At 44.0% G+C, this 11,509-nt stretch carries 10 protein-coding genes and 2 pseudogenes; 8 read left to right on the plus strand and 4 right to left on the minus strand.

Features of this window, described 5'->3' with window-relative positions; all coding sequences use genetic code 11:
* Positions 1-90: 90 nt before the first annotated feature.
* The 3 genes and pseudogenes from ACE5LO_RS20250 to ACE5LO_RS20260 all read left to right on the plus strand — a co-directional run bounded on the left by ACE5LO_RS20250 (position 91) and on the right by ACE5LO_RS20260 (position 3,934).
* Positions 91-1,028, plus strand: a pseudogene (locus ACE5LO_RS20250) (VanZ family protein).
* A gap of 84 nt (positions 1,029-1,112) precedes the next feature.
* The gene (locus tag ACE5LO_RS20255) at positions 1,113-1,796 is read left to right on the plus strand and encodes an ABC transporter ATP-binding protein (protein ID WP_375521804.1); all 684 of its coding nucleotides are present in this window, start codon (positions 1,113-1,115) and stop codon (positions 1,794-1,796) included.
* Entirely contained in the window at positions 1,793-3,934 is a 2,142-nt protein-coding gene (locus tag ACE5LO_RS20260) for an ABC transporter permease (protein WP_375521805.1), read from the plus strand. Before ACE5LO_RS20255 ends, ACE5LO_RS20260 begins: the two co-directional genes overlap by 4 nt.
* Before the next feature lie 23 nt (positions 3,935-3,957).
* On the opposite strand, the pseudogene ACE5LO_RS27925 reads toward ACE5LO_RS20260, so the two are convergent.
* A pseudogene (locus tag ACE5LO_RS27925) lies at positions 3,958-4,047 on the minus strand (DUF4062 domain-containing protein); the annotation flags it as partial.
* A 102-nt stretch (positions 4,048-4,149) separates the two neighbouring features.
* Entirely contained in the window at positions 4,150-5,484 is a 1,335-nt protein-coding gene (locus tag ACE5LO_RS20265) for an MATE family efflux transporter (RefSeq protein ID WP_375521806.1), read from the minus strand.
* A 157-nt stretch (positions 5,485-5,641) separates the two neighbouring features.
* On the opposite strand from ACE5LO_RS20265, the gene ACE5LO_RS20270 reads away from it, so the two are divergent.
* From ACE5LO_RS20270 to ACE5LO_RS20280, 3 genes are all read left to right on the plus strand, one after another.
* On the plus strand, positions 5,642-6,325 hold the full coding sequence (locus ACE5LO_RS20270; RefSeq protein ID WP_375521807.1) for a TetR/AcrR family transcriptional regulator: 684 nt from the start codon (positions 5,642-5,644) through the stop codon (positions 6,323-6,325).
* Between the two features lie 95 nt (positions 6,326-6,420).
* Positions 6,421-6,885: a VOC family protein gene (locus ACE5LO_RS20275; protein ID WP_375521808.1), complete on the plus strand. Its 465-nt coding sequence runs from the start codon at positions 6,421-6,423 to the stop codon at positions 6,883-6,885.
* A 74-nt stretch (positions 6,886-6,959) separates the two neighbouring features.
* Complete coding sequence (locus ACE5LO_RS20280) at positions 6,960-8,165, plus strand: MFS transporter (protein WP_375521809.1); 1,206 nt, start codon at positions 6,960-6,962, stop codon at positions 8,163-8,165.
* Positions 8,166-8,247: 82 nt separating this feature from the next.
* Here ACE5LO_RS20280 and ACE5LO_RS20285 read toward each other — a convergent pair whose 3' ends face one another.
* Positions 8,248-9,009, minus strand: a complete 762-nt coding sequence (locus ACE5LO_RS20285; protein ID WP_375521810.1) for an SDR family NAD(P)-dependent oxidoreductase — start codon at positions 9,007-9,009, stop codon at positions 8,248-8,250.
* A gap of 112 nt (positions 9,010-9,121) precedes the next feature.
* On the opposite strand from ACE5LO_RS20285, the gene ACE5LO_RS20290 reads away from it, so the two are divergent.
* Positions 9,122-9,484 (plus strand): MerR family transcriptional regulator, encoded by a 363-nt coding sequence (locus ACE5LO_RS20290; RefSeq protein ID WP_375521811.1) that lies wholly within the window; start codon positions 9,122-9,124, stop codon positions 9,482-9,484.
* A 143-nt stretch (positions 9,485-9,627) separates the two neighbouring features.
* Here ACE5LO_RS20290 and ACE5LO_RS20295 read toward each other — a convergent pair whose 3' ends face one another.
* Entirely contained in the window at positions 9,628-10,293 is a 666-nt protein-coding gene (locus ACE5LO_RS20295; protein WP_375521812.1) for a TetR/AcrR family transcriptional regulator, read from the minus strand.
* A 155-nt stretch (positions 10,294-10,448) separates the two neighbouring features.
* On the opposite strand from ACE5LO_RS20295, the gene ACE5LO_RS20300 reads away from it, so the two are divergent.
* A complete protein-coding gene (locus ACE5LO_RS20300; protein ID WP_375521813.1) occupies positions 10,449-11,396 on the plus strand; it encodes an aldo/keto reductase in 948 nt (315 codons plus the stop codon).
* The last annotated feature ends 113 nt before the right edge of the window (positions 11,397-11,509 follow it).

Here is an 11,509-nt window from a genome sequence, read left to right on the forward strand (position 1 = left end):
AAGTGACTGAATTGTCACCTCCATCGTCACTGGAAAGTCATTTTAGACAGATAAAATGATATTCATCAGATGAACGATGGAGGTAAGAGCATGCATTTGAAGCAACAGCGTAAGACTATTTATGCAATCACTATATTCTATACCCTTTTAATTATTTATTTTTGGTTTTTCGCTTTCGGCAGAACGGATAGTGTAGATCAAATCAGCGAGTACACCTTTATTTTTTTGCCGGACGCTTTTTTTAGGGTGCCGGGTCTATCCGATATTCTACATCCCACGCTGATGGATTTTGTGGATCTCGGGAACATCGCAGCCTTTATCCCTTTTGGCATATTGATTCCGTTGTTATATCGAACCAGCTTTGTTCGCTTTATGACTCTGTTCATCCTGTCCATTCTTGTGGTGGAGACCATTCAGGCACTAACTTTCCTCGGCAGCTTTGATATGAACGACGTCATCCAGAACTCATTGGGTGCTGCCATCGGGTTCGGGGCGTACAAGCTTGGCTTTCGTACAAAAAACAACTGGAGAAATATTGCTGTCACGGGTATTTCCAGTGCTGTCTTGATGCTCGGCGTGTGGGGGGTCTTCGGGATGATTGACCAAGTGTTCACCAAAGAAATGGGCCCCTTTGTGGCGATAAACGATTTGAAGGATAGTACCGGGAATACAATAACGGGAACCAAACTGAGCAGTCTTAAGATTGGCGGTCAAGACGTGGAGCCCCAATATAATGTGTATAGCATCGAAGGTAACCAGAAGGAAACGTACACGTATACGTTGGGCAATAAGGAGGAGTTGTATCTTAGCTTGAATTATGGAATTCCCGATCAAAAGGATTTCCAAGGCAGCATCAAGGTTACCGTCGATGGACATGAGTTCCTGTCCGTATCTGCAGAAGATCAACTCCATGAGCCGGATATGAGCATCATTTATCTCCCCAGGCAAATGAGCTTACGATAACCATTGAGGGGAATGAGACCCTATGGGATGTTGGATTTAGAGAGATGGTATATTTCTGGAATTGAGCAGAGCCCATGCTTCCGAAGTGAGTTTTGTACGAAGTCGATTCAAGAAGTAATGCTCACAAAACTTTTAGGAGAGGTACGGCAATGGAAATTTTAAAAATTGAGCATCTGTCTAAAATATACGGCACAGGCGAATCGGCGGTGAAGGCGCTTGATGATGTTTCCTTTTCGGTCCCAAAAGGCGAATTCGTCGCGATTATCGGCCCGTCCGGGTCGGGGAAATCGACGCTCCTTCATCTGCTGGGCGGTGTGGACCGGCCGACTGGCGGGAAAGTTTATGTGCAGGATACGGACATGTATGCCTTGAACGAAACGCAGCTGGCCATCTTCAGGCGCAGGCAAATCGGCCTGATCTATCAGTTTTTCAATCTGATTCCCGTCCTGACGGTGGAAGAGAATATTACGCTGCCGCTCTTGCTGGATCGCCAAAAGATAGATCAAAAGCAATTAGCTGGCCTTGTGAATACGTTGAATTTACAGCAGCGACTAAATCACCTGCCGAACCAGCTATCCGGCGGACAGCAGCAACGTGTCTCGATTGGCCGAGCGCTCATCGGCAATCCTGCGATCATGCTGGCCGACGAACCGACCGGGAATCTGGACAGCAAGAATAGCAGCGAGATCATCGACTTATTAAAAATGCTGAATAAAACCTATCATCAGACACTGATCGTGATCACGCACGACGAACGGATCGCTTTGCAAGCCGACAGGATCATTTCGATTGAAGATGGGAGGATTGCCAAAGACGAGGTGATCAGGCGATGAATATTGTCAACACATTAACCCTCCGGCATCTGAAGCAGAACAAGCGGAGAACGCTTGTAACCATCATCGGTGTCATCATTTCGGTGGCCATGGTGACCGCAGTCTCTACGCTTGTTTTTTCCTTTGCGGATTTAATGATCAGACAAACCATCGCGGATACAGGGGAGTGGCATGTCCAATATCAGGATGTAACCAAAGAACAGCTTGCGGCGATACAGGGCGATGACGCAACCAAAACCGTTGCGATCACAAGGGACCTTGGCTATGCCTCATTAGAAGGGGGACAAAATCCCAATAAGCCGTACTTGTTCATCAAGGAATATGATGCGTTAGGTTTCGCACAATTTCAGGTTGAACTAAGCAAGGGGCGTCTACCCCATACGGACAAGGAAGTTGTCATCTCCGAATCCGTTGCCACGAACGCCAAAGTGAAGTACGACATCGGCGATCGTCTCACCCTTCGCATCGGCGAACGGTTCGAACAAGGGAGCGATCACCCCCTGGATCAGAGCGAACCGCTGCGCAGGGGAGAGGACACATTGAACGAAACGTTGCAGCATATCAAGATAAAGGATTTTACTGTGGTAGGCTTTATCAAGCGTCCTGCATGGGAGACGGCTGTGACCCCGAGCTATACGGTCATTAGCTACGTCGATGATCATATCATCGGGGGGAATGATCGTGTGGATGCGTCGGTGGTCTTGCAGCGAGTCCATCTGTTCTTGTTCGCGCATGCGGAGGAGCTGGCTGAGAAAAACCAAATTGAAACCGTCCAATACAATAATGATTTGCTTCATTATTATGGCTTGTCCAGCAGCGGAGCTTCATCCAGCATGATGTTCTCCCTATCGGCGATCCTTATGGCGGTAATTATGATTGGCTCGGTTGCGCTCATCTATAATGCTTTTGCGATATCCGTCGCGGAACGTTCCCGTCATTTAGGGATGCTCGCGAGCGTGGGGGCTACGAAAAGGCAGAAGCGAAATTCAGTGCTTTTTGAAGGATTCGTCATTGGCTTGATCTGCATTCCCATTGGCATCCTATGCGGCCTTGCTGGGATCGGGATCACCTTTGGATTCATGAACGGGATGATCGAGGAGGCATTATGGACCGATGAAAAGCTGAGGCTTATCGTCACGCCGTTATCGCTTTTGAGTGCTTGTCTTGTTTCAATGCTGACGATTTTCGTTTCGGCATATCTCCCGGCGATCCAAGCATCCAAGGTTTCCGCCATGGACGCGATCCGCCAAACAACCGACATCAAGCTTACGGCCAAAGCTGTGAAGACGTCGAAGTTCATTCGCAGGTTCTTCGGGATCGAAGCGGAAATCGGGCTGAAAAACTTAAAAAGGAACAGACGGAGATATCATGCCATTGTATTTTCGCTGGTCATCAGCATCGTTTTGTTTTTGACAGTATCGTTTTTTACGGAAGGCATGACACAATCCCTGGAGCTATCGCAGGAAGGCGTCGATTACGATATTGAAGTGTCGTACAGCAATGGACAAAGAATAGATGACCGGTTGATGCAATCGATTGTATCTCTGGATAGTGTAACGGAATATAACGTGATTCACGAAGACGACGAAGACCGTGCTAACGCTTCGACGTACCTCCATTTGAAAAGCACGGAGCCCATGAAAACGCAGCAGGAAATTGAAGAGATGCATGAGACCAATCTGAATGTCTACAATGTATATCAATCCAGAAAAAACGAAGAACAACAGATTCTATTGATGTCCGTCTTTTCTTACGGTTTTATCGTATTAATCTCTGCGATTTCCATTGCGAACATTTTTAATACGATTTCGACGGGGGCGGCTCTTCGCAAACGAGAATTTGCGATGCTGAAATCCGTAGGCATGACGCCAAAAGGCTTTGCGAAAATGATGAACTATGAAAGTGTTTTTTATGGGGTCAAGTCGCTGTTGTTCGGGCTTCCCGTTAGTTTCATCGTGATGGTTCTGATCTATAGAGCATTTGCGAACAAATTCAGCTACGGGTTCACCCTCCCTTGGATGAGCATTCTGTCTGTCATTGTCGCCGTATTTGTCATTGTCGGCTCCGCGATGGTTTACTCCGGCGCGAAAGTAAAAAAGGAAAATATTATTGATGCATTAAAGCAAGAGAATATATGATACGGAGACGGAAGAAAGGAGCTGGGACTTTCCCTGAAAAATTGTTCAATTCCAGCAGGGATATAACCAGCTTGAAGTACGGCTTCAACAGCGGTATGTCTTTCAGGGAAAAGGAATAGGAACGGTGAACCTTACCACAAGTAACGGCGGAGTTTTCGGCTCCATCGCTAAAAAAGGCAGGATTGGGGAATGCCCTTATCCTGCCTTTTTGCGTGTTATTCTGGCTGCAATTTGTTCCGCAGAACATACAGCATGATGGCACCAACAAGGAAGGCGACGACATCTGCGATGACGAGCGACCAGACCACTCCGTGGAAGCCGTTCATTCGATTGGCGATATACAACACAGGAATCAGCGTAACTCCTTGAATAACCGACATAATAAACGCGGCGGTTCCTTGCGCTGTTGCTTGGAAGATCCCCGTAAACAACGTGGTCATTCCTGTAATGAACAAGGATAAGAACGTCACATGCAAAATGTAGCTGCCCATTTCAATTAATTGCGGGTCATTCGTAAATAAACCAATTAAATTATCGGAAATCAGATAGACGATGATACCGAACACGACGGCTAACGCCACAATCGTTTTGATCGTGAATCCAATGGTTTGCTTCATGCGTAATTTATTCGCTGTAAAAGAGAAGGCAATGAGCGGCACGACTCCCTCGCATAAGCCCATCAGAATAAATTCAGGAAATTGCAATAAACGTGATGATATTCCGTAAGCCGCTACGGCCTGATTCCCATATTCGATCAGAAAGAGATTAAAGATAAGGGACATTGCACCCAAGAAGATACTCATAATAAAGACGGGAACTCCGATTTTGAATACATTGCTCAGAATGTCCTTCGTAGCCTTAAACCATTTTACGGAGACCGTTAAAAATTGGCTCTTATATCTTATATAGAAGGCGTAGAATATGCTAGCAGCCAAGTTAGAAAGGACTGTGGCCGACGCAACCCCGATCACACCCCAATGAAAGACGAAGATAACCAGCGCATCGAGAATAATATTGACGGCAACACTGAGAATCATACCGATCATCGACGTGATTGCCGCACCCTCCGAGCGCACGATGTTCTCCAGCGTGAAAAATAACACGACGAATGGTGAACCCATAAGCATAATTGTGACATAGTCTTTCGTAAATCCGAAGGAGTCAGGCGTTGCCCCCAGGCCATGAACGATTGGATCGATCAACGGGAGGCCAATGGCCATCACGATCAGACCGAGAACCAAACTGCTGTAAAAGGCGAATGAAGACACATGCTTTACATCATCATATTTTTTCTCACCCAGCAAACGGGAGATGAATGTACCGCTGCCCATGCCAATCAAGTTGCCTAACGCCATAATGATCGCGAATAACGGCAAGGTTAGTGCAAGGGCGGTTAGCATGGCAGTATTGTTCAGTGTGCCAAGGAAGTAGGCATTCAAGATGGAATATATAACACTCATTGACGTGCCTAGCATCATCGGTACAGCGAAATGAGCTACGGCTTTGGCCACCGGAGCTTTTTCGAAGTAATGGAGGTTTTCTGTATCCATGCTGTTCACTACTTTCTTCATTTATTTTGGTCCGCAGTCTAACAATGCAGGTCTTGTCTTACGCTGTTAGATTGTGCCTTACAGCGTTAGATGATATCATGAACCTATGAGCTTGTAAAGCATAAACTTACATTGTTAGATAAAAGGGTGGATACCGATGAAAAAACAGCAGCCTCAGATTTCGGAGGATAAGATTCTTGAAGCTTCTTGGGAGCTTCTGGGGGAGGGAGGGATCGAGAAATTTAGCATGAGACGACTGGCCGACAGGCTGGGGATTCAGGCTCCCTCTCTGTACTGGTACTTCAAGAGCAAGCAGAATCTCTACCAGCGTCTGGCTAATCAGATCTCAAAAATCATTCTGGGGGAGTTCCACTCCGAGGGGGACTGGAAGGAGCAGCTAACAGAGCTTGCGGTAACGGTACGCAGCGTGCTCAGCCGATATCCCTGCTCCACGCAGCTCATGATGATGACGCTGCCCCACGAACCGGACATCATCCGCTTCACCAACCGTATGTTGCTCTGCGTGGAAACAACACCGCTTGACCAAGAGCAGAAAATGCAAGTGGTTACTACGTTTGTGAACTATGTTTACTTTTTTGTTCTGGACGATTATCAGCATGAGCGCAATATCTCCGCTATCCTTAAGGAACAGGGGGCAGAAGCGCGTCCGGGCGAGGAGATGATCCGCCTGCTGGACTCCTTGAGCGAGACAGAAGCGGGACTATTCCGGAGGATGTTCACGAACGGGCTGTTCGAGTTGATGGGGACTGACAAGGCGTTTGAGTTCGGGTTGAAGCTGATTCTGTTGGGGATTGAGCAGGTGATAAAGGATAAACAATGACATACAGCTGTCACATTTTATAAATTATACTACACGTATAACAAGAAACTTTATAAATTATACTACATGTATAACAATCTAGGAGGTATTGCTTTATGTCAGCTGTTGCATATTTGAATTTTGATGGAATTGCAGAACAAGCGATTGAATTTTATGCGGAGGCTTTAAAAGCAACGGAGGTAAAAAAAGTTAAATTCAAAGATTTCCCGCAAGATCCAAACTACCCGTTGCCAGAAAATGAGTTGAATATGATCATGGAGTCTTCAATCGAATTCGCAGGTGGGAAAATTATGATGTCAGATCTTCTACCTTCGATGAAGAGTGTAACGGGCGAACTGGTTAAAGGCAACAATATACTGATTAGTATCGTTAATGATGACAAACAGACACTGGAAAATTACTTTTCTAATTTGTCTGTAGGTGGTTATGTTATCATGCCGTTATCCAATACACCCTGGTCTTCGTGTTTTGGAATGCTGGTTGATAAGTTTGGCGTCTCCTGGAAATTTAATAGTGATGCGGATAAGTTTCTTGATAATGTAATTTCAAACAAACAGTAACTCATTCCAAAAAAATGGTCTTGCAGCTGAAGACCATTTTTTAATGCACTCTTTTTCTTAAGGAGGTACTATTTATGAAAAATATTCACTCTTCATTTATCTTTTTTCTGGCTTTAGGTATCTTTGGCATCATTACAACTGAAATGGGCATGATTGGTGTTCTTCCCCAAGTTACTCAAAAATTTCACATAACGCCTTCGCAGGCTGGGTACCTTGTAAGTGCATTTGCTTTAATTGTTGCTATTTCAGGCCCATTCCTGACAATACTCGCTTCCGGCATTAATCGAAAAGCTATTTTACTTTCCGCTATCCTTATGTTTGCTATCTCTAATATTGTGTATGCCTATACTACCAAGTTCGAGGTTATGTTGGCTTTCCGGATTGTTCCTGCTTTTTTTCATCCTATCTTTTTTTCGATTGCGCTTGCGACCACTGCCAGCCTTGTTTCTCCCGAAAGGATTGGCAAAGCGGTTACCCAAGTTTTGGCCGGGGTAACCGTCGGATTCGCTTTTGGTGTGCCGATTACATCCTATCTCGCTACAAAAGTTTCACTAGAAGCTGCTTTCCTGTTTGGAGCTATTGTGAGCGTGATTGCCTTTATAGGCATACTTGTCTGGCTTCCTTCTATGCCTGTTAAGGAAAGAATGTCTTTAGGCAAGCAGCTTGGCATATTGCGCAAACCTCAATTGTGGTTAACGCTCTTGATTGTTGTGATGATCTTTACAGCTATGAGTTCAGTTTATAGCTACTTTGCCGAATATCTTGGAAAAGTCACTCATATGAGCGGTACATGGATTAGCATCATGTTGATGGTCTTTGGCGTCACCATGATTGCCGGGAATTTTTTGTTCGGGTTCTTTGTGAATAAAAGCATGACAAAAACAGTCATCCTGTTTCCACTTGTATATGCGGTCATTTATTTATTCACTTATTATTTTGGTTCTTATTTCTTACCGATGATGGTCATCGTATTTGTTTGGGGAGCTGTGCATTCCGGGGGATTGATTCTAAGTCAGGCCTTGTTGATGACTGATGCGAAAGAAGCTCCCGAATTCGGGAACAGTTTATTTGTTTCCTTTTCTAATGTTGGCATCACGGTAGGAACATGGATCGGTGGCTGGTTTATTTCTCAATTGGGCGTGCATCAGCTCATCTGGAGCGGTGTTATACTTTTGTTGCTTGCTTTCCTACTGATCATGATAAAAAGAGCAATTTCCAAATCCAATGCTGAGACCAGTGGCAAATATATCGAGGACGAGATCAACAAGGTGAATCAATAAAAAGGCCGACTTTTCGAAGTGCCTCGGCACCGAATCGTCAGCCTATCCTGGTCACGCCTTTTGCATTTTTCGCTGAACAATATTATTTTCTTGTTCTCGTCACATATGGATAAATCGGATCTCTTAATTGGAACTCATACGTTTCACCATTTACAATGCCTACAACCTTTTTGCTATCATAAAGTTCTAACAGAAATGCAGCCATTTCTTTCGCAGTATGAAACTTAGGAATCGCTCCTTCATATTGGAATTCATCAGCATCCAAAGAACGTTTAGCAAATTCCGTTTCAGTTGCAGCAGGAGCTAGAACTTTCACCTGCATGGCTGCTCCTTTTTCTTTTAATTCTTGTGCTAGACCTTCTGTAAAGGCACTTACATAAAACTTTGTCGCACAGTAGGTCACAGCATCGGCAACGATCACGTATCCGCCTCCTGATGAAACATTGATGATTTGTGTTCCTTCAACCTCTGCATAATCTCGTACATAGAGAGAGGACAGAACGGTTAAAGCCTGTATATTCAAGTGAAGCATGGTCTCAATTTTATTTAAATTTTGCTCCCCTACAGAAGCAAAGTTTCCAAAACCAGCATTGTTAATCCAGGTCTCAATCTGATAATTCCGAAGACCTTCATAAAACTCATGAACGTTCGCTGTGACAGATAAATCAACAGTTCGAATGATCACATCCAGGTCTGAGTTCATTTCTGCCACTTTTGATTTTAACGTTTCCAGCTCTTCTGTTCTGCGGGCTGCTATGATCAAATTTTTTCCGCGAGCCGCAAAAGCAAGAGCTGATTCATACCCAATTCCTGAACTTGCACCTGTAATAACCGTATAGTTCATATAAATTCCTCCTGAATTCTATTCATCCCGATTTATTGTGAACGAATCATGAGTTGAGTATACTGATTAGAGTAAACTCTAAGTCAAGAAAAATTCAGTGTGGAGGTTTCTCATGTTCACCATTGGGGAAGTGGCCGAAATTTTAGGAATAAGCACGCATACATTGCGGTATTACGAAAAGGAAAAAATTATTACTCCCGAGCGGGATGCCAGCGGAGACAGACGATATCATGACTCACATCTTAAATGGCTGCAATTTGTGATCAAGCTAAAAGAAACACAAATGCCTATCGCGGAAATAAAGAAGTATGCTTCACTGGTTTTAGAAGGGGAACATACCACTCAGGAGCGATTAAACTTATTAGAAGAACATAAACACTCTATTAATAAACAAATCAGAACTTTACAAACTGCGGATGAGATGCTTGAGCATAAAATTTCCGCATACAAAGATTTCATGAGTAATCGAGGTTAGAAGGACCGTTGTTGAAGAAATAAATCATTTTTTTATCCATTGGCTGGGAAATATTTAAGGCTGCCGAATATGAATCGGCAGCCTTGTTGCGCTAACTGGCATATATGAGATGGATCTGGGTGTTGCCCCACTGCATGTTTATGTCAAAAAAGGTTTCTGGTAATCTTTTGCGTCAAATACTCAATTCTCGGCATCATAATTGCATCATCAATGGCTGAAAGTTTTTCGGGTTTAAATAACTGAATTTTCTTTAGATTGTAATAGTCCACTAAAATTTGCTGGACAGTTATTTGATTCGTCATTAAATATTTGACATTGAACATTCCCCTTAGAAGCTCATCCTGCTTAATTAACAGTTTGCCATTGATATCATTAAAAATCCCTTTTTGAATTCCTTCTTCATAGAAAGCCAATACCAGTTGTTCCCGTTGCTTCATGGCTTCATTCAATCGATCATACCAATCCGGGTAACTGGCTTCGAGCTCCTGTAAGAAGATATCCGTAAAATATTCAGTAAGCGAGACGGACAGCTCGAATATTTGCTGGAATCGAGTGCCGAAACTTTGATCCGTTTCCAGCGGGTAGAAAGTTTCCTCATTCATGTACTCTATAAAAGCATCTACGATGAATCCGATAATTTCTTCTTTAGTCGAGAAATACTTATATAAAGTTGCTCTGCTTATCTCCATCACTTTTGCAATTTCGTCCATCCGAACGGATTGAAGTCCATTTTTTCGTAAATAAGGGAGCAACTTAATAATAAGCTTAGCTCGTGTCTTGTATTTTTTATCCGACTTATGGTTGTTCAAATGAAGACCCCCTTAATTTCTATTATACCCTGAATTCTGATTGAGTATATAATTAAAATACAAAATATACAAAAAAGATATTAAATGTTTACTTTGTAATGAATGTATGTTACGATGTACCTCGAAGTCACTAACTTGAAGAGAGGGCAATTAAAATGAAAACGCAGAAACTTGGTCACAGCGAGCTTGTCGTTTCTTCTATTGGATTGGGTTTGATGGGCATGTCTCCGGGCATTTATGGCACCATCAATGATGAAGAGTCCATTCAGACTATTCATCGAGCTCTGGATCTTGGAGTAACATTGCTTGATACCGCTGATACGTATGGCAACGGGCATAACGAGGCGCTTTTAGGCAAAGCTTTGAAGGGGCGAAGAGAGCAGGCTATTGTTGCTACCAAGTTTTCATTTGGGCCCAATTGGGAATTTGTCGGTGGACACCCGGACTACGTGAAGAAAGCAATCGACGAGAGCCTTCGGCGTCTTGATCTCGATTATATCGACCTATACTATCAACACCGAGTCGATCCTAATGTCCCGATTGAGGAGACGGTTGGTGCAATGGCTGATCTTGTTAAGGCAGGGAAAGTGCGTTATCTTGGTCTTTCTGAAGCAGATGCATCCACCATTCGCCGGGCACATGCGGTACATCCTATTTCCGCATTACAGACGGAATACTCCCTTTGGAGCCGGGACGTTGAAGAAGAGATTCTGCCTGCGGTAAAAGAACTGGGAATCACATTTGTGGCTTACAGCCCTCTTAGCAGGGGATTCATTACCGGTGAACTTCGCAACTATGAGGATTTTAAAGCTGATGATATGCGCAGATTTCTGCCACGTTTCCAAGGTGAAAACTTCCAAAAAAATGTTGACATCGTGGACAAACTCGGGGAAATCGCCGAAGAGAAGAACTGCACGGTTGCACAACTGGCAATAGCCTGGACAATAGCTCAAGGCACGCTGCCGATTCCAGGAACCAAACGTCAAAAATATCTGGAAGAAAACGTGGAGGCTATTGATATTCAACTTACTGCTGATGATTTGGCTCGAATTGATGCCGTTAGTCCAAATGCATACGGTGGACGATATCCTGATACAATATAACCGTTGCTTCATGTCGCGTTCTCCCTTGGAGGACGTGATTTTTTGTGCGCCTCACAGTCGCACCATCTAGGTGGTTCAAATCCACCCGGTAACTTTACCCTTTAAAGTGCCGT

It is taken from the genome of Paenibacillus medicaginis (genome assembly GCF_042138635.1).
Lineage (GTDB): Bacteria > Bacillota > Bacilli > Paenibacillales > Paenibacillaceae > Paenibacillus > Paenibacillus medicaginis.